At 61.6% G+C, this 24,992-nt stretch carries 23 protein-coding genes; 2 read left to right on the top strand and 21 right to left on the bottom strand.

Annotated features, from left to right (window positions below; all coding sequences use genetic code 11):
* Window positions 1-10 precede the first annotated feature (10 nt).
* The 13 genes from lipA to QTL95_RS27960 all read right to left on the bottom strand — a co-directional run bounded on the left by lipA (window position 11) and on the right by QTL95_RS27960 (window position 11,883).
* The gene (gene lipA, locus QTL95_RS28020; RefSeq protein ID WP_289723087.1) at window positions 11-985 is read right to left on the bottom strand and encodes a lipoyl synthase; all 975 of its coding nucleotides are present in this window, start codon (window positions 983-985) and stop codon (window positions 11-13) included.
* Window positions 986-1,025: 40 nt separating this feature from the next.
* Window positions 1,026-1,274, bottom strand: coding sequence for a GlsB/YeaQ/YmgE family stress response membrane protein (locus QTL95_RS28015; RefSeq protein ID WP_289723086.1), 249 nt, complete (start codon window positions 1,272-1,274; stop codon window positions 1,026-1,028).
* Window positions 1,275-1,287: 13 nt separating this feature from the next.
* A complete protein-coding gene (locus QTL95_RS28010; RefSeq protein ID WP_289723085.1) occupies window positions 1,288-1,542 on the bottom strand; it encodes a GlsB/YeaQ/YmgE family stress response membrane protein in 255 nt (84 codons plus the stop codon).
* Between the two features lie 76 nt (window positions 1,543-1,618).
* Window positions 1,619-3,064, bottom strand: coding sequence for a dihydrolipoyl dehydrogenase (lpdA, locus tag QTL95_RS28005; RefSeq protein ID WP_289723084.1), 1,446 nt, complete (start codon window positions 3,062-3,064; stop codon window positions 1,619-1,621).
* Window positions 3,065-3,079: 15 nt separating this feature from the next.
* A complete protein-coding gene (locus tag QTL95_RS28000) occupies window positions 3,080-3,661 on the bottom strand; it encodes a GNAT family N-acetyltransferase (RefSeq protein ID WP_289723083.1) in 582 nt (193 codons plus the stop codon).
* A 2-nt stretch (window positions 3,662-3,663) separates the two neighbouring features.
* Window positions 3,664-4,305: an SGNH/GDSL hydrolase family protein gene (locus QTL95_RS27995; RefSeq protein WP_289723082.1), complete on the bottom strand. Its 642-nt coding sequence runs from the start codon at window positions 4,303-4,305 to the stop codon at window positions 3,664-3,666.
* 19 nt (window positions 4,306-4,324) lie between these two features.
* Complete coding sequence (locus QTL95_RS27990) at window positions 4,325-5,671, bottom strand: pyruvate dehydrogenase complex dihydrolipoamide acetyltransferase (RefSeq protein ID WP_289723081.1); 1,347 nt, start codon at window positions 5,669-5,671, stop codon at window positions 4,325-4,327.
* 18 nt (window positions 5,672-5,689) lie between these two features.
* Window positions 5,690-7,075, bottom strand: a complete 1,386-nt coding sequence (locus tag QTL95_RS27985) for a pyruvate dehydrogenase complex E1 component subunit beta (protein WP_289723080.1) — start codon at window positions 7,073-7,075, stop codon at window positions 5,690-5,692.
* A 19-nt stretch (window positions 7,076-7,094) separates the two neighbouring features.
* Window positions 7,095-8,141 (bottom strand): pyruvate dehydrogenase (acetyl-transferring) E1 component subunit alpha, encoded by a 1,047-nt coding sequence (gene pdhA, locus QTL95_RS27980; RefSeq protein ID WP_112534186.1) that lies wholly within the window; start codon window positions 8,139-8,141, stop codon window positions 7,095-7,097.
* A gap of 146 nt (window positions 8,142-8,287) precedes the next feature.
* Window positions 8,288-8,608 (bottom strand): FtsB family cell division protein, encoded by a 321-nt coding sequence (locus QTL95_RS27975; RefSeq protein WP_037178023.1) that lies wholly within the window; start codon window positions 8,606-8,608, stop codon window positions 8,288-8,290.
* Window positions 8,609-8,747: 139 nt separating this feature from the next.
* On the bottom strand, window positions 8,748-10,022 hold the full coding sequence (eno, locus tag QTL95_RS27970; RefSeq protein ID WP_289723079.1) for a phosphopyruvate hydratase: 1,275 nt from the start codon (window positions 10,020-10,022) through the stop codon (window positions 8,748-8,750).
* Between the two features lie 140 nt (window positions 10,023-10,162).
* Window positions 10,163-11,005 (bottom strand): 3-deoxy-8-phosphooctulonate synthase, encoded by an 843-nt coding sequence (kdsA, locus tag QTL95_RS27965; RefSeq protein ID WP_289723078.1) that lies wholly within the window; start codon window positions 11,003-11,005, stop codon window positions 10,163-10,165.
* Entirely contained in the window at window positions 11,002-11,883 is an 882-nt protein-coding gene (locus tag QTL95_RS27960) for a VOC family protein (protein ID WP_289723077.1), read from the bottom strand. Before QTL95_RS27960 ends, kdsA begins: the two co-directional genes overlap by 4 nt.
* A gap of 201 nt (window positions 11,884-12,084) precedes the next feature.
* Between QTL95_RS27960 and lexA the strand changes: the two genes are divergently transcribed.
* Window positions 12,085-12,810, top strand: a complete 726-nt coding sequence (gene lexA, locus QTL95_RS27955) for a transcriptional repressor LexA (protein WP_289723076.1) — start codon at window positions 12,085-12,087, stop codon at window positions 12,808-12,810.
* On the opposite strand, the gene QTL95_RS27950 is transcribed toward lexA, so the two are convergent.
* Window positions 12,791-15,244 carry a ComEC/Rec2 family competence protein gene (locus QTL95_RS27950; protein ID WP_289723075.1) on the bottom strand — a complete coding sequence of 818 codons (2,454 nt, stop codon included), beginning with the start codon at window positions 15,242-15,244 and terminating at the stop codon, window positions 12,791-12,793. The two genes, lexA and QTL95_RS27950, sit on opposite strands and share 20 nt — an antisense overlap.
* A gap of 293 nt (window positions 15,245-15,537) precedes the next feature.
* On the opposite strand from QTL95_RS27950, the gene gltA reads away from it, so the two are divergent.
* Window positions 15,538-16,827: a citrate synthase gene (gene gltA, locus QTL95_RS27945; RefSeq protein WP_289723074.1), complete on the top strand. Its 1,290-nt coding sequence runs from the start codon at window positions 15,538-15,540 to the stop codon at window positions 16,825-16,827.
* 28 nt (window positions 16,828-16,855) lie between these two features.
* On the opposite strand, the gene lpxB is transcribed toward gltA, so the two are convergent.
* From lpxB to rseP, 7 genes are all read right to left on the bottom strand, one after another.
* Window positions 16,856-18,037: a lipid-A-disaccharide synthase gene (gene lpxB, locus QTL95_RS27940; RefSeq protein ID WP_289723073.1), complete on the bottom strand. Its 1,182-nt coding sequence runs from the start codon at window positions 18,035-18,037 to the stop codon at window positions 16,856-16,858.
* Window positions 18,034-18,915 carry an LpxI family protein gene (locus QTL95_RS27935; RefSeq protein WP_289723072.1) on the bottom strand — a complete coding sequence of 294 codons (882 nt, stop codon included), beginning with the start codon at window positions 18,913-18,915 and terminating at the stop codon, window positions 18,034-18,036. Before QTL95_RS27935 ends, lpxB begins: the two co-directional genes overlap by 4 nt.
* 3 nt (window positions 18,916-18,918) lie before the next feature.
* Window positions 18,919-19,737, bottom strand: coding sequence for an acyl-ACP--UDP-N-acetylglucosamine O-acyltransferase (gene lpxA, locus QTL95_RS27930; RefSeq protein WP_112534182.1), 819 nt, complete (start codon window positions 19,735-19,737; stop codon window positions 18,919-18,921).
* A complete protein-coding gene (fabZ, locus tag QTL95_RS27925) occupies window positions 19,734-20,201 on the bottom strand; it encodes a 3-hydroxyacyl-ACP dehydratase FabZ (RefSeq protein WP_289723071.1) in 468 nt (155 codons plus the stop codon). The genes lpxA and fabZ overlap by 4 nt, the downstream gene beginning before the upstream one ends.
* On the bottom strand, window positions 20,194-21,255 hold the full coding sequence (lpxD, locus tag QTL95_RS27920) for a UDP-3-O-(3-hydroxymyristoyl)glucosamine N-acyltransferase (RefSeq protein ID WP_289723070.1): 1,062 nt from the start codon (window positions 21,253-21,255) through the stop codon (window positions 20,194-20,196). Before lpxD ends, fabZ begins: the two co-directional genes overlap by 8 nt.
* A 51-nt stretch (window positions 21,256-21,306) precedes the next feature.
* Window positions 21,307-23,646, bottom strand: coding sequence for an outer membrane protein assembly factor BamA (gene bamA, locus QTL95_RS27915; RefSeq protein WP_289723181.1), 2,340 nt, complete (start codon window positions 23,644-23,646; stop codon window positions 21,307-21,309).
* Window positions 23,647-23,841: 195 nt separating this feature from the next.
* Window positions 23,842-24,975: an RIP metalloprotease RseP gene (gene rseP / locus QTL95_RS27910; protein WP_289723069.1), complete on the bottom strand. Its 1,134-nt coding sequence runs from the start codon at window positions 24,973-24,975 to the stop codon at window positions 23,842-23,844.
* Window positions 24,976-24,992: the final 17 nt, after the last annotated feature.

Genomic DNA, 24,992 nt, shown 5'->3' with positions numbered 1-24,992 from the left:
GAGAACCGTCTTACTCCGCAGCCACCAGCACCTTCTTCTCGCGCGCCGCGCGCAGGCGGGCGAAGTCGTCGCCGGCGTGGTGCGAGGAGCGGGTGAGCGGGCTGGAGGCGACCATCAGGAAGCCCTTGGTGTAGGCGACCGTCTCGTAGGACTTGAATTCCTCGGGCGTGACGTAGCTCATGACGGCGTGATGCTTGCGGGTCGGCTGCAGGTACTGGCCGATCGTCAGGAAGTCGACGTCGGCGACGCGCAGGTCATCCATCAGCTGCAGCACTTCGTTGCGCTCCTCGCCGAGGCCGACCATGATGCCCGACTTGGTGAACATGGTCGGGTCCAGTTCCTTCACCCGCTGCAGCAGGCGGACGGAGTGGAAGTAGCGCGCGCCGGGGCGGACGGTGAGATAATTGCCCGGAACTGTTTCCATGTTGTGGTTGAAGACGTCAGGCTTGGCCGCGACAACGCGCTCCAGTGCACCGGGCTTCTTCAGGAAGTCGGGCGTCAGGATTTCGATGGTGGTCGTCGGCGACGCGGCACGGATCGCCCAGATCACCTTCTCGAAGTGCTCGGCGCCGCCGTCTTCCAGATCGTCGCGGTCAACAGAGGTGATGACGACGTGGCTGAGGCCCATCTCCTTGACGGCCTTCGCAACGCTCTCGGGCTCGGCCATGTCAAGCGCGTTCGGCTTGCCGGTCGCGACGTTGCAGAAGGAACAGGCGCGGGTACAGATCTCGCCCATGATCATGAAGGTGGCGTGCTTCTTGTCCCAGCACTCGCCGATATTCGGGCAGCCCGCTTCCTCGCAGACGGTGACGAGCTTGTGCTCCTTCACGATCGAGCGGGTCTCGGCGTAGCCCTTGGAGGTCGGCGCCTTGACGCGGATCCAGTCCGGCTTGCGCATGACTTCGGTATCAGGCTTGTGCGCCTTTTCCGGGTGCCGCACGCGCTTTTCAGCGTTTGGATTGATCCTGTCGAGAATAGTTACCATCAATAACCTGCCTTCAAACCGCCGGACGCGGCCTCCTTCGTCAGCGTCTGACGAGTTTTGCCATAAATAGCAAGATGCACGAGCCGACGAAACCCGTCACAAGGTAACCCAGCCAACCGCTGGCGACATAGATGCCGGCGCGGGTGAAGATCGCACTGGCGATCACCGCGCCCACGATGCCGATCACGATGTTCATCAAAACACCGAAGCGGATGTTCATCAGAATGCCTGCCAGCCAACCCGCCAAGCCGCCGATGATGATCGCAGCAATCCAGCCTACGCCTTCCATTCCGTTCAACCCCTCACGCTATCGCCCTGGCAATCAGCACCACGATAATGGCGCCGACCGTGGCATGAATGATCTGCACGACGATCGCATTGTCGATACCGAGCGAAATCCCCAGCGCGTTGAAGAGAAAGCCTCCGACGAACGCGCCGATCATGCCGCTGAGCAGGCACCGGATCAAACCGCCTCCGCCGACGATCAGGCTGGCGAGGAACCCCGCGACCAGACCGATCAGGAGAAAGATGAGCAGTGCCTGCGTACCCATAGACATGATGATTTCCTTTCGCTTTTTCCAGTCCGGTATCGGATCTGATCCAATCCGTCATAGAGAGCAGCGAAGAAAATTATCAAGCGTTCAGCACGCGACCATAGGCATCAAGAACCGCTTCCTTCATCGTTTCGGAAACCGTCGGATGCGGGAAGATGGTGTGCATCAGTTCTTCTTCGGTCGTCTCGAGGTTCATGGCGACCACGAAGCCCTGGATGAGTTCGGTGACTTCGGCGCCGACCATGTGCGCGCCGAGCAGTTCGCCGGTCTTCTTGTCGAAGATCACCTTGCAGAGACCCTGGTCCTCGCCGAGAGCGATCGCCTTGCCGTTGGCAGCAAAGGAGAAGCGACCAACGCGGATGTCGCGGCCGGCTTCCTTGGCCTTGGCTTCGGTCAGGCCCACGGAGGCGACCTGCGGGTTGCAATAGGTGCAGCCCGGGACCTTGCCCTTGTCGGTGGCGTGAACGTTCGGCAGCCCGGCGATCTTTTCGACGCAGACGACGCCTTCATGCTCGGCCTTGTGGGCGAGCATCGGCGGGCCGGCGACGTCGCCGATGGCGTAGATGCCTGCGATATTGGTCTTGCCGTAGCCGTCGATGACGACGCAGCCGCGGTCGGTCTTGACGCCGACGGCCTCGAGGCCGAGGTTTTCGATGTTGCCTTGCACACCCACGGCCGAGATCATGCGGTCGGCGGTGATCTGCTGGACCTTGCCGTCAGCCGTCTCGACATGCGCGGTGATGCTGTCGTCCGCCTTTTCGACCTTGGTGATCTTGGCGCTGGTGATGATCTTCATGCCGCGCTTTTCGAGCTGCTTGCGCGCGATCGCGGTGACTTCGACGTCCTCGACCGGCATGATGGTCGCCATGACCTCGACGACGGTGACATCGACGCCCATCGAGCGGTAGAAGCTCGCGAACTCGATGCCGATGGCGCCCGAGCCCATGACGATCAGCGACTTCGGCAGGGCTGCCGGCTTCATCGCCTCGAAATAGGTCCAGATCAGCTTGCCATCCGGCTCGATGCCCGGCAGCGCGCGCGGGCGAGCGCCTGTCGCGACGATGATGTGCTTGGCGGTGTAGGTGCCCTCACCCTTGATGTTCTTCGGAACCGGGTTCTGCGGCTCGACGACGGGCTTGGAGGACTTGCCGACGACGATTTCGCCCAGCTTGGTGATCTTGGCTTCGCCCCAGATCACGTCGACCTTGTTCTTCTTCATCAGGAAGCCAACGCCGCCGTTCAAGCGGGCGGATACGCCGCGCGAGCGGGCGACGACAGCCTTCACGTCAGCCGACATCTTGCCTTCGAGCACGAGGCCGTAGTCCTTGGCGTGGTTGGCGTGATCGAGGATCTCGGCCGAGCGCAGCAGCGCCTTGGTCGGAATGCAGCCCCAGTTCAGGCAGATGCCGCCCAAGTGCTCGCGCTCGACGATCGCGGTCTTCAGACCGAGCTGGCTGGCGCGCACGGCGGCGACATAGCCGCCGGGACCGGAGCCGATGATGATGACGTCGTAATTCTCAGCCATGTTTTCCTGCCTTCGTTATCGGGCGTCGCGGGTGAGAAGCACCCACTCGTGTTTCCTGCCGGTTTTGAAAAGCGATATCGCCCTTTGGCGCGCGCTTTCCGAAAATCCATTCTTCTTGTAAAGCGACAGCGCCGCTTCATTGTCACTTGCGGTGATCAGACTGACGGGCAGCGATCCTGCCCTGTCGATCTGATCCTCCAGTATTCGCCTGCCGATCCCGATGCCACGCAGATGGCTGTAGACGCCGAGCGTTGCAATGAACCAGCTGCCAACAACCATCTTCTGCAGGTCGATCACCGGCTGCAAAGCCACCCGATCGACCTCCATGTCCTGCACGTCCTCGCCGAGTGCGTAACCGATCGCCGCTCCGGCCGTCTCTCCATAAGCCTCGGCCAGCACCGCATGGCGCCATGTGCCGTAGCCTTCGTCCCGACGCATCTTCAGCCGGCCAAGCGCCATCGGCGTATCGCTGCCGCTTCCGCCAAGCTCCCCCAGCCAGAGCCAGGAGGCAAAGCCATGCGAGGCGATGTCCGAGAGGATCGCCAGTTCGGCCGCGTCATCCCGTGTGGCGGGACGCAGCGTCACGAATGACGCCACGGTCAAAGTCCCAACATCATCCGCACGGTCGATTCCATACCGCGCCCGAGAGCGCGGGTATTGTCGGCGTCCAGATGGATGCCGTCGAGCGGCGTCGTCTTCGCAACCGAGTTGCTGTCGAAGAAGCCGCAGCCAAGTTCATCGGCGAGATCGCGGTAAAGCGTCGGCAACATGGCCGATTCCTCGATGCCGCCGACGAAGGATGCAGCAAACGGCACATTGGCCGTTTCGCAGATCTTCGGCGGCGCAACGATCAGGATATCGGGCACGTCGAACTCGAACGGCCAGGCATGGTTGCGGACCAGCCGCACCAGCCGGGCAATGCCCTGGCAGGCGGCGAAGGCCGATCCGGCCACAACATTCTTCATGTCGTTGGTGCCGAGCAGGAGAATGACGAGATCGAGCGGCGCATGCGTCTGCAGGATGGTCGGCAGGACGCGGGCGCCGTTGCGGTCGCAATCGGCGAGATGGTCGTCGAAGGCGGTCGTGCGACCGTTCAATCCCTCGGCGATAATCCTGATATCGTTGCCGAGGGCCGCCTGAAGCGCGCTCGGCCAACGATCCTTGTAATCATGACGGCCGACCGACGCGGCGTCATAACCCCAGGTCAGGCTATCACCATAGCAAAGAACGGTCTTCGTCATTTCCGCCTCCGCCGTTTTATCAGACGAGCATGCCCATCGGGTTTTCGATATAGCCCTTGAACGCCTGCAGCAGCTCCGCACCCAAAGCGCCATCGACGCAACGGTGATCGGTCGACAGCGTCACGCTCATCACCGTAGCGATGACCATTTCGCCCTTGCGGACGATCACGCGCTGCTCGCCCGCGCCGACCGCGAGGATCGTTGCGTGCGGCGGGTTGATGACGGCGGCGAAGTTCTTGACGCCCATCATGCCCATGTTGGAGACCGACGTGGTGCCGCCCTGGTATTCCTCGGGCTTCAGCTTGCGGTCCTTGGCACGCTTGCCGAGATCGCGCATCTCGTTGGAGATCGCCGACAGGGTCTTTTCCTCGGCCTTGCGGATGATCGGGGTGATCAGGCCGCCGGGGATCGAGACGGCGACGCCGACATCGGCGTGCTTGTGCTTGACCATGTTGGCTTCCGTCCAGGAGACGTTGGCATCCGGAACATCGCGCAGCGCAAGCGCCATGGCCTTGATGACCATGTCGTTGACGGAGAGCTTGTAGGCAGCGCCGCCATCCTTGCGGGGAGCCACGTCGTTGAGCTGGGCGCGAAGCGCCAGCAACGCATCGAGCTCGCAATCCACGGTGACGTAGAAGTGCGGCACGGTCTGCTTGGATTCGACCAGGCGCTTGGCGATGACCTTGCGCATGCCGTCATGCGGCACGAGCTCGTAGGAGCCGGGCTCGAACAGCTTCAGAACGGTCTCGTCCGATGCACCCTTGGGGGCAGCGGCCGGAGCCTGTGCGGCAGCCTGAGGAGCAGCGGCAGGCGCAGCCTTGGCGCCACCGCCCGACACGGCAGCTTCCACGTCGCTCTTGACGACGCGGCCATGCGGGCCGGAGCCGGCGATAGCAGACAGGTCGATACCGGCTTCCTTCGCCAGACGACGCGCGAGCGGCGAGGAGAAGGTGCGGTTGCCTGATGCAGCGGCAGGCGCGGCAGCTGGAGCCGGTGCCGCAGCAGCGGGTGCTGCGGCAGGCGCGGGAGCGGCTTCCGACTTTGCTTCCGCCTTCGGGGCTTCGGCAGCCTTCGGTGCCGGCGCAGCCGAGCCGGCGCCGCTTGCGGCGGCGGCGACGTCTTCACCATCGGCGGCGAGAACGGCGATCAGCGCGTTGACCTTGACGCCTTCGGTGCCGGCGGGAACGACGAGCTTGGCGACAACGCCTTCGTCAACCGCCTCGACTTCCATCGTCGCCTTGTCGGTTTCGATCTCGGCGATGACGTCGCCAGACTTGACCGTATCGCCTTCCTTGACCAGCCACTTGGCGAGGTTGCCCTCTTCCATGGTTGGAGACAGGGCAGGCATCGTGATGTTGATAGGCATCGAAATACCCTTCCCTTGTTACTTGTAGCAGACGGCCTTCACGGCCTGCACGACTTCGTCGACGCTCGGCAGAGCGAGCTTTTCGAGGTTGGCGGCGTAAGGCATCGGAACGTCCTTGCCGGCGATCGTCAGAACCGGCGCATCGAGATAATCGAAGGCCTGCTGCATGACGCGCGTGGCGATTTCGGTGCCGACGGAGTTCTGCGGATAGCCTTCCTCGACGGTGACCAGGCGGCCGGTCTTCTTGACCGATTCGATCACGGTCGGAAGGTCCATCGGGCGCAGCGTGCGCAGGTCGATCAGCTCGGCGTCGATGCCGATCTTCTCGAGTTCGGCGACAGCCTTGGTGGCATAGGTCATGCCGATGCCGAAGGAGACGATCGTGACGTCCTTGCCCGGACGGTGGATGCGGGCCTTGCCGATCGGGAGAACGAAATTGTCCATCTTCGGCACGTCGAAATGCTGGCCGTAGAGGATTTCGTTTTCAAGGAAGACGACCGGGTTCGGATCGCGGATGGCGGCCTTGAGCAGGCCCTTGGCGTCGGACGCCGTGTAGGGCATGACGACCTTGAGGCCCGGGATCTGGCTGTACCAGGCCGAGTAATCCTGGCTGTGCTGGGCGCCGACGCGGGCAGCGGCACCGTTCGGGCCACGGAACACGATCGGAGCGCCCATCTGGCCGCCGGACATATAGAGCGTCTTGGCGGCGGAGTTGATGATCTGGTCGATCGCCTGCATGGCGAAGTTGAAGGTCATGAACTCGACGATCGGCTTCAGGCCGGACATGGCTGCACCGACGCCGACGCCGGCAAAGCCGTGCTCGGTGATCGGGGTGTCGATGACGCGGCGGGCGCCGAATTCCTGCAGAAGGCCCTGGGTCACCTTGTAGGCGCCCTGATATTCGGCCACTTCCTCGCCCATGACGAAGACGTTGTCGTCGGCGCGCATTTCCTCGGCCATGGCGTCGCGAAGCGCTTCGCGCACGGTCATCGAGACCATTTCGGTGCCGGCGGGGATTTCAGGATCGTTCGGAACCTGAGCCTTGGGCTCGGCCGGGACCGGAGCGGCGGCAGCGGCCGGCTTTTCCTCGGTCTTCGGCGCTTCAGCGGCAGCCGGTGCGGCAGCAGCGGCTGGAGCAGCGGAGATGTCGGACGCGGATTCGCCTTCCTGCAAGAGGATAGCGATCTTGGCGTTCACCTTGACGCCTTCGGTGCCGGCTTCCACCAGCAGCTTGCCGATGACGCCTTCGTCGACGGCTTCGACTTCCATCGTCGCCTTGTCGGTTTCGATTTCGGCAATGACGTCGCCGGAGGTGACCTTGTCACCTTCCTGCTTCAGCCATTTGGACAAAGTGCCTTCTTCCATCGTCGGAGAGAGGGCGGGCATGAGAATATCGATTGGCATTGGGTCAACCCTCCCCGGATTACAGCAGAATGTCGGTGTAGAGCTCGGATGCGTCCGGCTCCGGTGCGGCCTGGGCGAAGTCGGCGCTATCGGCGACGATGTCGCGGACGTCCTTGTCGACTGCCTTCAGATCGTCTTCGCTGGCCCAGCCCTTTTCGATGAGGCGTGCCTTGACCTGCTCGATCGGATCCTGCTCGGAGCGCATCTTCTGCACTTCTTCCTTGGAGCGATACTTCGCCGGGTCGGACATGGAGTGACCGCGATAGCGATAGGTCAGCATTTCGAGAATGATCGGGCCCTTGCCGGAACGGCAATGCTCGAGCGCCTCGTCGGCCGCAGCCTTGACGGCGCGAACGTCCATGCCGTCTACCTGGACGCCGGGAATGCCGAAGCCGGAACCGCGCAGCGAGTAGTTCGACTGCGCCGTGGCGCGGGCCGTGGAGGTGCCCATGGCGTAACGGTTGTTCTCGATGATGTAGATGATCGGCAGCTTCCAGAGAGCAGCCATGTTGAAGCTCTCGTAGACCTGGCCCTGGTTGGCGGCGCCGTCACCGAAATAGGCGATCGAGACGCTGTCATTGCCGCGGTAGCGGTTGGCGAAGGCGAGACCGGTGCCGAGCGACACCTGGGCGCCGACGATGCCGTGACCGCCGTAGAAATGCTTCTCCTTGGAGAACATGTGCATCGAACCGCCCTTGCCGCGCGAATAGCCGTCGATGCGGCCGGTCAGCTCAGCCATGACGCCGCGGGCGGTCATGCCGGTTGCCAGCATGTGACCGTGGTCGCGGTAAGCGGTGATGACCTGGTCACCTTCCTTCTGCGCCATCTGCATGCCGACGACCACAGCTTCCTGGCCGATATAGAGGTGACAGAAACCGCCGATGAAACCCATGCCGTAAAGCTGGCCGGCCTTCTCTTCGAAGCGGCGGATAAGCAGCATTTCGCGATAGGCCTTCAGCTCCTCGTCGCGATCGAAATCGGCAACGGGGCCGCCATTCGATGCCTTGTTAGCTGGTTTCGCGCTGGTCTTGCGGCTGGAAACGGTCGCGTTTTTTCGCGGCGCCATTCAACCCTCCCTATGGGTTTATCGGTTCTTGGGTGGCGCGTACCATAGGGAAGAAACTTGGCCACAGCAATGCCATAAATGCATGGCACGTATTCAGTGCTAAGCAATTGATAACGCTTACAATATTACGATTAACTTGTTTTCAGTTAATTGGAATAATGGCTGAAAATAACGATCTCGTCGGCGCGCGACATATTCAGCTGAAGACGGGCTTTTTCGTCCAGCATATCCTTGTCCATCGAACCGTCGCTCAAAAGCGCGACCTGTTTTTCCAAATGCTCGCGCTTGGCCTTCAGCACGGCCAGTTCGCGCTCGCGCGCGACACGCTGGCGCTCGAACACCTCGGTGGCGCGCAGACCATAGTCTCCATGGATGCAATGGTAACCGAAATAGGAGAGAAACGCGACCGTCATCGCCGGAATGACGAAACGGCCGATCTTTTTCTTCTTATGATGCTTGGTCCACATACACGCATTCTCGAAACGCATTACCCTTATCGGCCAGACTACCGGGGAGAGATTAACCGTCCGTTGACTATGAACGCGGCGCAATAAAAAACCCGCGCCGGTTAAAGCGCGGGTTCCAACGGTTTGAAATCAGACGGCTTTAGCCGCGAAGGATCGAACGGCCGGCGTACTGCGCCTGCGGGCCAAGGCCTTCTTCGATGCGGATCAGCTGGTTGTACTTGGCAAGACGGTCGGAGCGCGACAGCGAGCCGGTCTTGATCTGACCGCAGTTGGTGGCAACCGCGAGATCAGCGATCGTCGAATCTTCGGTTTCGCCCGAACGGTGCGACATGACGGCGGTGTAAGCTGCTTTGTGGGCGGTGTTGACGGCGTCGAGCGTTTCCGTCAGCGAGCCGATCTGGTTGACCTTGATGAGGATCGAGTTGGCGACGCCCATCTTGATGCCGTCGCGCAGGCGCGAGGAGTTGGTGACGAAGAGATCGTCGCCGACCAGCTGGACCTTCTTGCCGGCCAGGTCCGTGAGGGCCTTCCAGCCATCCCAGTCGTCTTCAGCCATGCCGTCTTCGATCGAGATGATCGGATACTGGGCAGCGAGCTGCGCCAGGTATTCGGCCATGGCGCCCGGCTCCAGAGTGCGGCCTTCGCCTTCGAGAACGTACTTGCCGTCCTTGAAGAATTCGGTCGAGGCGCAGTCGAGGCCGAGATGGATGTCTTCACCAGGCTTGTAGCCGGCTTTCTCGATCGACTTCATGATGAAGTCGAGCGCTTCAGGGGCGCTCTTCAGGCCCGGTGCGAAACCGCCTTCGTCGCCGACGTTGGTGTTGTGGCCCTGAGCCGACAGTTCCTTCTTGAGGACGTGGAAGACTTCCGAGCCCATGCGAACGGCTTCGCGGATCGAGTCGGCGCCAACCGGCAGGATCATGAATTCCTGGAAGTCGATCGGGTTGTCGGCATGCGCGCCGCCGTTGATGATGTTCATCATCGGGACCGGCAGCAGGTGGGCGGAAGCGCCACCTACGTAGCGGTAGAGCGGCAGGCCGGCGGCTTCGGCGGCAGCCTTGGCAACGGCGAGCGAAACGCCGAGGATGGCGTTGGCGCCGAGGCGCGACTTGTTCGGCGTACCGTCCAGCTCGATCATGATGTTGTCGATCTGGATCTGATTTTCGGCGTCGATACCGCCGATGGCGTCGAAGATTTCCGTGTTGGCGGCTTCGACGGCCTTTTCGACACCCTTGCCGAGGTAGCGCTTGCCACCGTCGCGAACTTCGACGGCTTCATGCGCGCCGGTCGACGCGCCCGACGGAACCGCCGCGCGGCCCATGCTGCCATCTTCCAGATAGACATCGACTTCTACGGTGGGGTTGCCACGGCTGTCGAGAATCTCGCGGGCGATAATATCGGTAATAGCGGTCATCGGCTCTTCCTGATCGAGGGTGGATAAATCGTTTGAAATCCGTCTAAATCGAAGATGCGCAAATTACAATGGCGCTTGCGCGTCGGATGCGACGAAGTTCGTGGGTGGCGTATTACATGATCGTGTCAGTCTTTTGAACGTCAGCTCTTCGCGATGGCGTCGAAGGCCAAAAGCTTTTCGAGAAGACGCGGCATATCCTTGAGATAGACCATGTTCGGGCCATCGGACGGCGCGTTGTCGGGATCCTCGTGCGTCTCGACGAAGACGCCGGCGACGCCGACGGCAACGGCCGCGCGTGCGAGCGTTTCCACAAACTCGCGCTGGCCGCCGCTGGAGCCGCCCTGCCCGCCCGGCTGCTGCACGGAATGGGTGGCGTCAAACACCACGGGCGCGCCGAGGCCCGCCATGATCGGCAGCGAGCGCATGTCCGATACCAGCGTGTTATAGCCGAAGGAGGCGCCGCGCTCACAGAGCAGGATGTTCGGGTTGCCGCTGTCGTTGAGCTTGGCAAGCACGTTCTTCATGTCCCAAGGCGCCAGGAACTGGCCCTTCTTGACGTTGATGACGCGGCCGGTCTTGGCGGCGGCGACAAGCAGGTCCGTCTGGCGGCTGAGAAAAGCCGGGATCTGCAGGATGTCGACAACGGTTGCGACTTCCGCGCACTGCTCCTCGGTGTGGATGTCGGTCAGGACAGGGAAACCGTATTCCTTCTTGAGATCGGAGAAAACCTCGAGCGCCGTCTCCAGGCCGATGCCGCGCTGAGCCGACAGCGAGGTGCGGTTCGCCTTGTCGAAGGAGGACTTGTAGACGAGGCCGATGCCGAGCTTGTCGCAGAGTTCCTTGAGGACGCCGGCGATCATGAAGGCATGGTCGCGGCTCTCCATCTGGCAGGGGCCGGCGATCAGCGACAGCTTGCCGGCGTTGGAAAATGCGACGCGTGCGGCGCCTTCGCCGACTGCGACTTCGGAATTCGTCTGGCTCATCGTTTCTCCTCGAAGGCAAAGAGCACGCCCTGCCCGGGCGCGGCCTTCGCCAGAATTCGATTGTTCTTGCGCGTGTAGGTGATCCCGTTAGCAGCCAAATACGCTTCTGTCACGGCGAGATCGGCAACCGAGTAGACAATCGCGGCGCCGCGTAGTCCGGGATCTGAGCTCGGCGCGACGATATCGTAATAGGCGTCCAGCCCCGGCGACGACAGGATGCTGAGGCGGACATTGGGCAGCGCCAGACTGACGCCGAAAGCTTCCTCGCGGCTGACGGGCGCGGCAGCGGCAAGCCGAATGAATGGCGCGAAGGCCTTCGGATCCGGCGCCGTCAGCACGACCTCGGCGATGCCGGTCACGCCATTGGCGTGCGTATCGAGCGCTCCGCGATCCGATGGCAACGGATTGATGCGTTCGCAGGCGAAGCTAAAGAAATCCGGTGCGCGGAGATCGGCGGCGAAGGCAAGCTTGAACGCCGCCGTGCTCTCCGAACCGTCCGGCATCTTCATTGGCCGCGCGAAGCTCAGCATATCCCCACCGCTAAAACGTTCGGCCTTGAAGCGGGCGTGATCGCGATCGGCATCAGCGGTGCCGAAAACGACGGCGGACAGGCCATCTGCGCCGCAGCGGAACCGGAATGCCCGGTCTCGCGCCGTGAAGACGTTTCCGTGTTTGATCGATGCCTCGTAGCCGTCGGCATTAGCGACTGCAAGCGGCTCCAGATATGTTTTGTCGGCGAAGAAGATGCAGGCATTCGCCGTTCCGAAGGGATGCAGCGCATCGGCGGCGATGGTGAAGCCGAGCTTGCCTAGGCGCTCGCGGGCCTGGCCGAGATTCGCGACGGGCAATACGACGTGATCCAGCGGATGCGCTTCCATGGCAGATCCTCTCCTCGAATGCCGGAAGATGTGCGCCGACTACGGCGACAATTCAAGCCACTCGGACTGCTTCGGTCAAATGAAACGCAAAAACGCTATAAGTTGGAGGCAAGCTTTACGAAAATTTAGGCACTTGCAGAACACATATGGAACATATAGTGTATGTTCTGGCTTTGTTTCACAACTCTGGGGTCCAACTCGATGCTGACGCGCAAGCAACAGGAGCTTCTTCTCTTCATTCACGAGCGAATGAAGGAGTCGGGCGTCCCCCCGTCTTTCGACGAAATGAAGGACGCGCTGGATCTGGCGTCGAAATCCGGCATCCATCGCCTGATCACGGCTCTGGAAGAACGCGGCTTCATTCGCCGGCTGCCGAACAGGGCGCGCGCGCTCGAAGTCATCAAGCTGCCGGAAGCCTATAACCCCAGCCTGCAGCCGCGCCGCGGCTTCTCGCCTAGTGTCATCGAGGGCAGTCTCGGCAAGCCGCAGCCGGTCGCGCCACCTGCCCCGGCGAAGCCCGCACCCAGCGCAGACAACGGCAACTCCGTTGCCGTTCCCGTGATGGGCCGTATCGCGGCGGGCGTGCCTATCTCGGCAATCCAGAATAATACCCACGATATCACCGTTCCGGCCGACATGCTGGGCTCCGGCGAGCACTACGCGCTCGAGGTCAAGGGCGATTCGATGATCGATGCCGGCATCTTCGATGGCGACACGGTCATCATCCGCAACGGCAGCACGGCCAATCCGGGCGATATCGTTGTGGCGCTGGTCGATGACGAGGAAGCGACGCTGAAGCGCTTCCGGCGCAAGGGTGCCTCGATCGCGCTGGAGGCCGCCAACCCGGCTTACGAGACCCGCATCTTCGGACCGGACCGGGTGAAGGTTCAAGGCAAGCTGGTCGGACTTATCCGTCGCTATCACTGACCGGTGACGTCTCGCCGGAAAACTGGCCGCTTCGCCAGTCATAGGCGCGGTGCCGCAGCCAGAGGCGGTCGAGACGGTCATAGCTTTTGGTGACGACCGGTGCGCCCTGCTCGTCGATGCGGATTTCTATGGCGCCTGAACGGCGCAGCGTTTCGCCGGTGAACAGCAGCGCGCCGGAGCGGCACTCTCCGAAGCGCAGGCGTACCGGTGTGATGACGATATCCGATGTATCGCAGGCGGGGCCGAGATAGGCCGCATCTTCGAGTGCGGTTATCCTGTAGCCGTTGTCGAGGATGGCGCTGCACCATGCGCCTTTCAGGCAGAAGAATCGGTTCTCGCTAGCCGATGCCAAAGAGGCACGCATCGCCTTCGTTGCGTCCCGCCGCTCCGTGAAATCCAGCTTGTGACGCTCGCCGGGCCTGCCGCTTGTTCTGGGCTTGGGCCGATAATCTGACTTCAGGGCTTCAGGAGGGTCGTGAATCTCGGCCGCGAGCGCGCGCTGCCATTGCCCGAAGATGAAATCGGGTGGACGCGCGCGGTTAGAAGCCAGGTGGTCATCACGCAGGATCGCCACCAGGCTCCCATCCTCGGCGATGACGACATCCGGCGGTGGTGCGGACGATATGACCAGGACCGCCAGTGTCGCCAGACCGAAGATCAGTGTTCCGAGATGACGCAGGCGGGTGTGCAGCAGCAACATCAGCAGGAAACCGAGCACCGCGACGGGGAAGTACCACACCGGCAGCCGGCCGATATCGACATTGCCTCCCCAACTGGAGACCATCCGGGCGATCTCGATGACAACGTCGAGACCCAACCCGGCAACTTTCCAGGGCAGGACGTCCAGGCCGAGCGGCGTCAGAATCATCGCAAGCATGCCCATCGGCATGACGACGAAGGAGATGATGGGCATCGCCATCAGGTTCGCCGGCAGACCGTAACCGCTCATGCGATGAAAATGCTCGATCGAGAACAGCGCCGTCGAGAAACCGCCGATCATCGAGGTCAGCACGATACCGCCGAAGAAGCCGCCGATCACCACGACCGGCTTCATTGCCGGCACTTGCAGGAACGGATGATCGCGCATCGGGCGGCCGATCCAGAGGCCATAGCCCGCGACCAGCGCCAGGGTGGCGGCGAACGACATCTGGAAGCTGGGGCCAAGCGCTTCGGACGGCGACAGTGCGATAATCACTAGGGCTGAGAGCGCAATGTTGCGCAGACTGATCGAGGGCCTGTCGAAGAGCACCGCCGTCAGCATGATTGCCATCATGATATAGGCCCTCTCGGCGGAGACGGCGAAACCCGATATCATGTAATAGGCCGTCAATCCGAAGAGTGCGAAGGCGGCAGCGATCTTCTTGGTCGGATAGGCCTGGGCGAGCGCGGGAAAGAGGCTGAGCAGTTTGCGCAGTCCGACGAAGAAGATGCCCGCGGACAAAGCCATATTGAGCCCGGAGATGGCGACGATATGCGCAAGGCCGGACTGACGCAGCGCGTCCGTCGTTTCCCGCGAGATCGCACGCCGCTCATCGGTCACCAGCGAGGCGGCGAAGGCACCGGTGTCACCGGGCAGGATCGACCGGATGCGATCGCCGATGTCGCTGCGCAGCCGGTAAAGACCTTCGATCACGCCCTGCCGCACGATCGGCGCGACGCTGTCGCGCGAGGGAATAGCGGTGGGCGCGCCATAAAAGAAGCCGTTGGCGCCGATGCCGTCGAAGTAGGTCGAGAAAGCGAAGTCGTCGAGACCGGGTAAAGCTGGCCCGGAAGGAGACACCAGGCGCGCCCGACCACTGATCCATTGACCGATCTCGAACGGCGCTTTCGCGCCCCGGGCGACGATCGTCACCCGCTCCGGCGCGCGCCTGATTTCCGGCTCCTGCGTCGCCACGACGGCAACGACGTAGCGCCAGCGGCCCTCGCCGTCTCCCTCGCGACGCTCGACGCGGCCGTTAACGGTCGTGGTCACCGGCGAGTCCAGCATGATGGTGCCGGCACGCCATGTCTCCAGCTGCGCCGAGACCATGCCGGCGACGACTAGCAGCCCGGCGAGCGCTGCCTTGCGGACTAGCGGGCGCGCATAGCCCGCCGCAAGAATCGCAATCGCGAGCACCACCGCCCATGCAGCAAGCCTGAAAAGCGAGGGATCGGCGTCGAACTGAAACCAGGCGACGGCACCGCCGCCGAAGAGGAGAGGCGAAGCCAGGAAGAGCCTACCGTGGTCCACCTCTTGCGCAACTGCAGTGCGGACATGCGGCCAGAGTTGCCGGCCGGAGGCTAGCACCCTCCCCTTCCATGGCGATAGAGACTGCGTTCGGGACGGACGTATCGAAACGGCACGTTCACCGTTGAGGAGATCGATCGAAACCACAGAAAATCGCGCAGCGTCAGGCGCCGCCGGCATGGCGTCGATCGTTTTCAACTCGGGCATGCAATCGCACCCGCAAACTGGCCGCCTCTGCAACCACAATGCAAGCAGAACGCCTGTCAGGCAACAATAATCGTTTGAAAATCGCGGCTGGATCGCAACCGCGAAAAGCCTTGGGAACCTTGTACTTCCGCTATGCATTGGGCTCATCGCAGCAGTGCCCAAAAGTTGATACTGCGATGCACAAAATGGCGTCACGGTAACTTGGCATTAGGCGCGCGATCATATAGCTATCGCTGACGACGCTTAACCCTATGGCGCTTTTATGGCGCCACCCGCCAGTTTGGAGGATCATAATGACGGATCAAAGCGCAACGCTGAAAATCGGTGACAAATCAGTCGACCTCACCGTGAAGAGCGGTACGATCGGACCTGATGTCATCGACATCGGCGCCCTCTACAAGAACACGGCTTCCTTCACTTACGATCCTGGTTTTACCTCGACCGCATCCTGTGAATCGAAAATCACCTACATCGACGGCGACGAAGGCGTACTGCTGCACCGCGGCTTCCCGATCGAGCAGCTGGCCGAGCACGGCGACTTCCTCGAAGTCTGCTACCTGCTCCTCTACGGCGAACTGCCGACGGCCGCGCAGAAGAAGGATTTCGACTATCGCGTCACGCACCACACCATGGTGCACGAGCAGATGAGCCGTTTCTTCACCGGCTTCCGCCGCGACGCGCATCCGATGGCCGTCATGTGCGGCTGTGTCGGCGCCCTGTCGGCGTTTTACCACGACTCGACCGACATCACCGATCCGCACCAGCGCATGGTCGCTTCGCTGCGCATGATCGCCAAGATGCCGACGATCGCCGCCATGGCGTACAAGTACCATATCGGCCAGCCGTTCGTTTACCCGAAGAACGATCTCGACTACGCGTCGAACTTCCTGCGCATGTGCTTTGCCGTCCCTTGCGAGGAATATGTGGTCAATCCGGTGCTTGCCCGCGCCATGGACCGCATCTTCATCCTGCACGCCGACCACGAGCAGAACGCTTCGACCTCGACCGTTCGTCTCGCCGGCTCTTCGGGTGCAAACCCGTTCGCCTGCATCGCGGCCGGCATTGCCTGCCTCTGGGGCCCGGCTCACGGCGGCGCCAACGAAGCAGCGCTCAACATGCTGCAGGAAATCGGCACGGTTGACCGCATCCCCGAGTACATCGCCCGTGCCAAGGACAAGAACGACCCGTTCCGCCTGATGGGCTTCGGTCACCGCGTCTACAAGAACTACGATCCGCGCGCCAAGATCATGCAGAAGACGACGCATGAAGTGCTGGCCGAACTCGGCATCAAGGACGATCCGCTTCTCGACGTCGCCATGGAACTGGAGCGCATCGCGCTCACCGATCCCTACTTCATCGAGAAGAAGCTCTATCCGAATATCGACTTCTATTCGGGTATCACGCTCAAGGCTCTCGGCTTCCCCACGACCATGTTCACCGTTCTGTTCGCTCTCGCCCGCACCGTCGGCTGGATCGCGCAGTGGAACGAAATGATCGAGGATCCGCAGCAGCGCATCGGTCGTCCGCGCCAGCTCTATATCGGCGAAGCGCAGCGCGACTACGTTCCGGTTTCCAAGCGCTAAACGGCGCTTCAGAAACAAGAAAGCCCGGTCAGCGATGACCGGGCTTTTTGTTTTGGACCACATCCAGCAGAACCTCAGCGGCATGTTCGCCGGGTGGTTTTTCGGTCTGCATCCTCTGCCAGACGAGATCATATCCCTCCATCATGGCGCGACGCGGCAGGGTATCGACGGAGAGTTTCTCCATCCAGCGCGCGATGCTCGCGCCCCGCACCACGTCGTTGATATACTCGGGCACTACGGCGTAGTCGGTGATCAGGTTCGGGATGGCGCCCGTCCAGGTCTTGATGCGGCCCGTCATCAGGCTGATGATCCAGTCGGTCTTGTAGACCGAGACCGTCGGGACGCCTGACAGCCCGAGCTCCAGGATGACCGTGCCGGATGCGGCCATGGCGGCGTCGGCTTCGGCGAAGGCCTTCCACTTGGCGGGCGCGCCGACGACGATTTCGGGCTGGACCTTCCAGTCTTTCACGATCTCGCGGACGATCGCCTCACGGCGCGGCACGGTCGGCAGGACAAAGCGGGTCTCCCCGTTGCGCTCGACGAACTCGGCGATGGCATCGCCGAAGTAAGGCAGCAGCTTGGTGATCTCCGAGCCGCGAGAGCCGGGCAGCAGCATGAGCGTCCTGATATCGGCGCTGGTTTTCACCGGCGCCAGCGCGCGCAGGCGACGGGTTTCGAGAAGATTGGCGTCGGCCGTCAGACGGTGACCGACATAGGTGGTCTTAGGCCCGCCGAGCACGCGCATCGCCTCGGGTTCGAAGGGCAGCACGGCCAGAACATGGTCGACATAGGCGAGCATGCGCTGGGCGCGATATTCCTTCCAGGCCCACACACTCGGGCAGACGTAGTTGACGACAGGCACGTCGGGAAGAGCGGTGCGCACACGCTTTGCAACGCGGTGGGTGAAATCGGGGCTGTCGATGATCAGCAGCACATCCGGCTTCGCCGCGATGATGGCCGCCGCCGTCTGACGGATGCGCTTCACCAGGGTCGGCAGCTTGGAGAGCACTTGGGTGATGCCCATGATCGACAGTTCGGAATAGTCGAACAGCGATTGCAGGCCTTCGGCCTCGAGCCCCTCGCCGCCGACGCCTACCAGATCGATCGGGCCGTCATACCGCCGCTTCAACGCGGCGATCAGATCGGCGCCAAGCAGGTCGCCGGAGACCTCGCCCGCCACGACGGCAACCTTCAGCGGACGTGCGCTCATGACAGACCCCAATGCGGCAATCCCCGATCCAGACCGACGACGAAGATACCCGCCTCGTCCGCAGCCTTCATGACAGCCTTGCGATCAAGCACCAGCGAGCGCCCTGCCTCGACGGCTACACCGGCGAGGCCGGCCTTTTGAAGATTGGCGATGGTTGAAATTCCGATGGACGGCAGATCGGCGCGGATATCCTGCTGTGGTTTGCAGAGCTTGACCAGAACCCCGCGGCGGCGCGCCGAGATGCGTCCGGCGGCACGCAGTTCCGCCACCCGCTCAAGCATGGCATCGGTGCCTTCGACACCCTCCAGCGCCACGATGCGGCCGCCCACGGCGACCGCGCCCTGCCCGACGTCGAGCCGGCCGAGCGCTTCGGCCGCTTCTACTGCCTTCGCTATATCCTTGGCATCAGCGGCGCTGAACCCGGTCGCACCAATCGGCCCGACCGCAGCCAGCAGATCCGGCGCGATTTCATGCGCGCCGACCACGCGGCGGCCGTCAACCTCGATGAGCTTGATCACCATGCGCAATACCGTGTCATCGCCGCCGGATAGCAGCGTGCGGATCGTCGCCGGCACCTTCATCAGCGTCTTGAATGTCGGGCGCACTTCGCGCCACTCAGGCCGGCGCTTGACGCCGCCGGACATGACGACGCGATCGACGCCGTTGTTTTCCAGCGCACGAATGACGCCGGCAAAATCACCGACGCCGATGACCGCGTGGTCGAACCCATCCCAGGAGCGGTCGACTTCACCCTTGAGAGCGATGATGAACGGGTTTTCACCCGCTTCGCGCGCGGCTTCGGCGACGTGGGACGGCAGAAAGCCGCTTCCTGCAATGATTGCCAAGCGGCCTTTGGTGGTGTCACCGGCTAGGGACAAGGATCAGCCTTTCTGTCCCCTGGTCGGAGAAGACAGCGCACGATCGCTTTCGGCGGCGATGAAATCGAGGATCTGCATCGCCTGCTCGCAGTCGGCGTATTCGTCACGGATTGCGGCGGCATTGTCGCGGATCGATCCCGCGCCTTCGAAGATCGCCTTGTAGGCACGGCGAACGGTGTGGATCGTGGCGCGCTCGATGCCGGCGCGGGTCATGCCGACGACGTTGAGGCCGCCGAGCAGGCCGGGGTTGCCGTTCAGCATGCCGTAAGGGATGACGTCGTAGCTCACGGCCGAAAGGCCACCGACGAAAGCCTGGCGCCCGACGCGGGTGAACTGGTGCACGGCGCAGCCACCGCCGAGAATGACGCGATCCTCGATCGTCACGTGGCCGGCAAGCATGACGTTGTTCGACATGATGACGTTGTTGCCGACTCGGCAATCATGGGCGACGTGCGAATTGGCGAGGAACAGGTTGTTATTGCCGACGATAGTCTGGCCGCCGGCATCGGTGGTGCCGGTGTTCATCGTCACGCCTTCGCGGATGGTGCAGTTGTCGCCAACGGAAAGCGTCGTCTCCTGGCCGGCGTGATGCACGCTCTGCGGATCGCCGCCGACGACCGCCATCGGGAAAATGCGGGTATTCTTGCCGATCGTGGTCTTGCCGGTCACGATGGCATGCGCCAGCAACTCGACGCCATCACCGAGCACAACCTTCGGGCCAACATGGCAGAAGGGGCCGATCTTGACGTTTTCACCGATCACGGCGCCGTCCTCGACGACCGCCATGGGGTGGATGCTGGCACTGGCTGCGATCGTGCTCATGGCTGGTCCTTGCGAACGATCATGGCGCCAATATCAGCCTCGGCCACCAGTGCCCCATCGACCTTGGCGTCACAGTGGAACTTCCAGATATTGCCGCGCTGCTTCTGCTTCTTAACGTGGTATTCGACGCGATCGCCGGGAACCACGGGCTTGCGGAAGCGGGCATTATCGATCGTCATGAAGTAGACCAGATTGCCCGTTTCGCCTTCCTTCTTGGCACAGATGGCACCGGCAGTCTGGGCCATGCCTTCGACCAGGAGAACGCCCGGCATGATCGGTGATTCAGGAAAATGGCCGGTGAAATGCGGCTCGTTCGCCGTCACATTCTTGATGCCGATCGCCGAGTCATCGCCATCGATATCCACGATCCTGTCGACCAACAGAAATGGATAGCGGTGCGGCAGCAACTTCATTATCTCAATGATATCCGCCGAAGACAGCGACTTTTTGACTTCATCAGCCATTCTTATCTCCCGTTTTCTTGCCGCCGGTCGTCCGCATCATCACCGTCGCGACTTCGCGCAGGAAGTCATGCACCGGCCGCGCGGGGATACCCCCATAGCGCTCTCCGGCAGGGATGTCGGCAACGACACCGCTCATTGCGGCGATCTGGACGCCGTCGCCTATGGTTATATGGCCTTTTATGCCGCTGTGACCACCGACCTGAACGCCATCGCCGATGATCGCACTGCCGGCGATCCCGACCTGCGAAACGATCGCGCAATGCCGGCCGATGCGAACATTGTGGCCGATCTGGACGAGATTATCGATCTTCGTTCCCTCGCCGATCACAGTGTCATCCATGGTGCCACGGTCGATCGTCGTGTTGGCGCCGATTTCGACGTTGTCCTGCAGGATGACGCGGCCGATCTGCACGATCTTGATCATGCCGCGCGGACCCGGCGCATAGCCGAAACCATCCTGGCCGATGCGTGCGCCGTTATGGACGATGACGCCGTTGCCGACCAGCGCGCAGAGCACGCTGGCGCCGGCGGCGATCGAACAATTGCGGCCGATCTTGACGTCGGGACCGATGACGGCCCCGGCGCCGATGATGGTGCCCTCGCCGATTTCGGCATTGGCGCCGACGACGGCGAAAGGTTCAACGACGACCTTGCCCTCGAGCCTTGCCGTCGGATCCACGAAGGCACGGTCGGAGACACCCGACAAATCGGAGAGATTCGGCAGCGGCTTCAATGCCTTGTGGAAAAGGAAGCCGCCGGCCATGGCGAAGGCCGCATGCGCGTTCTTCGAAATCAGTACCGGGATATGGGGCGGAACGATCGGCTGCAGGGCGGCGCTGCAAATCACGGCGGATGCTTCGCAGCTCACGAGTTCGTCACGGCTTCTTTTGGAAATGATGTAACAGACATCCCCCGCCTTCGCCCGGCTTACGGGCGAAACGGAGCGGATGACGACATCGGCATGTGTGGGGTCAGCAAGTTCCGCCCCAAGATATTGCGCCAACTCCGAGAGTTTCACGCCATCATGGGGCAGAAAGAATCCAGTTTGCTCCATCGGCAAATCTCCAGAACGGAATTAAAGTCTACAGTTCTGGGACTGCCGATATCAGAATTGGTTGTTTATGCCAAACTTGAAGTTCTGGGTCTTGTCGAAGTCTTCCTTGAGGACGGGAACCGCGTAGTCGACACGGAGCGTGCCGAACGGCGATGCCCAGATGATGCCGAGACCGACCGAAGCGCGCAGCGAGGCGTCTTCACCGTTGACGTATTCACTACCACCGACACTGACCTTGTTGCCGAATAGCGTACCGGCATCCGCGAAGACAGCACCACGCAGACCGAAGTCACGCGGGAATGCCGGCAGCGGGAACGTGGCTTCAGCGGAAACCGTGAAGTACGTCGTGCCGCCGAGCGGATCATCAGGGCCGCCGCCGACTCGCGGGCCGATACCCTTGTTCTCGAAGCCGCGGATATCGCCGTTTGTCAGGGTGAACTGGTCGAAGACGTGCAGGTCATCGCCGAAACCGACGACGTAACCGGCCGAACCGCTGACCGAGCCGATGATGTCGGCGTCGTCAGCCAGCAGGTGGTAGTAGCGCGCCTTACCGTAGATCTTGTAGAACTGCGAGTCGCCACCAAGACCTGCGATTTCCTGCGTGGCTGAGGCGTAGATACCTTCGCGCGGCAGCGTCATGTCATCCAGCGTGTTATAGGTCAGCGTCTGCGAAATCGACGACTTCACCCACGGGCTGTTATTGACAAGATCCTGGTACGGTGTCGACAGATCATCCAGCGAGCCCGACGGATCGTACTTCATCTGCTTGTAGTTATAGCGGAACGTCGTCGCCAGATCTTCGGTGATCGGCGCCGTCGCGCGCAGGACTACGCTGTTTTCTTCGTAGTCGTAGTTGTCGTTGCTCGACGTTTCGCTGTGATTGAGGTCGAAACCGACAGCCAGGCGATAACCGAGGAAGTAGGGTTCGGTGAAGTTCAGGCCGTAGGCACGCGAACCTTCTTCACCGCCGCCAGCGGTCACCTTGATGTACTGGCCACGACCGAGGAAGTTCTTTTCTTCGATCGACGCTTCGAGCAGAAGGCCGTCGCCACCGGCAGCGTAGCCCGCGCCGATACCGAACGAACCGGTTGCCTGATCCTGCACGTCAACAACCACGACGACACGGTCCGGCGAACTGCCGGGCTGGGTCGAGATGTTGACGGAGGAGAAGTAACCGAGCGCCTCAAGGCGACGCTTGGCCTTGGTGATCATCTGCTGATTGAAGGCGTCGCCTTCGCTCATGTCGAATTCGCGGCGGATGACGTAGTCACGCGTGCGGCTGTTGCCGCGGATCTCGATGCGCTCGACATAGGCGCGTTCGCCCTGGTCAACCAGATACTCAACACCAATCGTGTTGTTGTTCAGGTCGCGGTTGCCGCGCGGCGTGACGCGGGCGAAAGGATAGCCAGCCGAAGCGACCTGATCAGAAATCGCTTCCATCGACTTCTGAACTTCCTTGGCGCTGTAGACCTTGCCTTCATGCGTCTGAACGAGGCCCTGCAGCTGGGCCGAATCGACACCGGGAACAGTGGACTGAACGCTGATGGCGCCGAAATCATAGCGCGGACCTTCGTCGATGTTGAAGGTCAGCGTGTACTTGTTCGTGGTCTCGTCGAAAGCCGCGTCGGACGAAACGATGCGGAAGTCGGCGTAGCCGCGGTTGTAGTAGAACTGGCGAAGCGCTTCCTCGTCGGCATGCAGCTTGTCTTCGCTGTAGACGTCCTTGCGGGTCAGGAACGACAGGAAGTTCGAGCGCTTCGTGGCAATCACAGCCGACAGGCGGCCGGAGCTGTAGGCGTTGTTGCCTACGAAATTGATGGCGGCGATCTTGGTTCGATCACCTTCGTCGACGACGAATGCGAGGTTGACGCGGCCTTCCCCGAGCGGAACGACCTGGGTCGTCACGTTGACTTCGCTGCGGCCGGTCGCTGCGTAGGCGTCCTTGATGGCCTGGATGTCGGACTGGATCTGCGCGTCATTATATGGACCGGCAGCGTGGGTCTTTACGACACCAGCAAGCTTGTCGTCCTTGATCTTGCGGTTGCCGTTGAAGACGACCTGGTTGACCAGCTGCGCTTCCTGGACCGTGACGACAAGCGTACCGCCGGAAACGGAGATCTTCACGTCTGAAAAGTAGCCCGTGTCGTAGAGCTGCTTGACGGAGTCATCGATGTCTGTGTTGGAGAAATTCTGGCCCGGCTGAATGGTCAGGTTGGAACGGACAGCCTCGGCACCAACACGGCTTGCACCGCGCACATCGATGCGCTGGATGACCGCAGCCTCAGCCGAGGTGGCAGATACAACAAATGTAGCGCCCGCTCCCGAAGCAACAACACCAGCAGACAGCGCAACCGCCGATACTGCGTTCAAAAATCTTGAACCAGCCTTCATTTCACCCATTACCTTTTTTCTCGTCCCCGGCTTCAGGCGTCCCCCGATTCCGGCCACGTGTGTCGTTTTACCCGCTTTTGTCCTACAAGCAAGGTAGCAAGTTAATTTCTGTTTACTTCATTTCAAACAGTGACGCATTCGCCACTACAGCTTTGAAACATCGTAAATAAACGGTAATTTTTCTTGCTCTCACTTTCATCCAATAAGCGCGCTAATATCGTTCCAAGTAGCGAATACCATCAGGCTCAAGACCATGGCCAGACCAATGCGGAATGCAATGTCCTGAGCAGACGATCCCAACGGCTTTCCCCTTACCGCTTCAATCGCATAGAACATCAGATGGCCTCCATCAAGTACCGGAACCGGCATCAGGTTGAGTAATCCGATGGAAACCGACAAGACGGCGGCCAACTGAAGCACGGCTGCAACGCCGAGCGTCGCCATCTGGCCCGAGGCCTGCGCAACGCGGATCGGGCCGCCGAGCTGATCGGGCTTCATGTAGCCGGAGACCAGATTGCCGATATATTTGAAGGTTCCGGTGACGATGTGCCAAGTCTGCACGGTGCCTTCGTGCAACGCTTCCATCGGCGAATAGGTCTGGACACGGAAGTGGCCAACCTCCTGATTGGTCACGATACCGATCAGGCCGATCTCGATCTTGTTACCGAACTGGTCGGTCATGCCGGTGCGCACGGGCACCATCGGCACGTCGCGCTTCTCGCCGTTGCGCTCGATCGTTACGACGATCTTCTGCTCTGGGCGAATGCTCACATAACGGCGGACGTCGTCGAAGGTCTGGACCTTGCCGCCGTCGATGGCGATCAGAAGGTCGCCGGGAATGATGCCGGCCTCGGCGGCCGCACTTCCGGGCTTAACCTCGGCCACGACGGGATCGGCCACCGAGCGACCGTAGATCGCAAACAACACGGTAAAAATGGCGATTGCCAGGATGAAGTTGGCGATCGGGCCGGCGGCGACAGTTGCCGCCCGCTTCCAGAGCTTGGCGCCTGCGAACGACCGCGCCCTCTCCTCGTCCGTCATTGTGGCCAGCACATTGTCATCGGGCTTGCTGGAGGCATCCTCGTCGCCAAAGAAGCGGACATAGCCGCCGAGCGGAATCAAGGAAAGCTTCCAGCGCGTCCCGTGCCTATCGGTGAAGCCCACCAGTTCCGGGCCGAAGCCGACGGAAAACGCCAGAATGCGGATGCCGCTCCAGCGTCCTACTAGGTAGTGCCCCATCTCATGCACGAAAACGAGCAAGGAGAGCACGAGGACGAAGGGGATGATATATCCCGTCAGAAAGCCAAAAATTCCGACCAAGCCTGCCATCAAATCTTTCCGCCAGC

This window comes from Rhizobium sp. S152 (assembly GCF_030380735.1).
Lineage (GTDB): Bacteria > Pseudomonadota > Alphaproteobacteria > Rhizobiales > Rhizobiaceae > Rhizobium.
The sequence above is the reverse complement of the archived record's forward strand: the minus strand, read 5'-3'. Positions and strand labels throughout refer to the sequence as shown.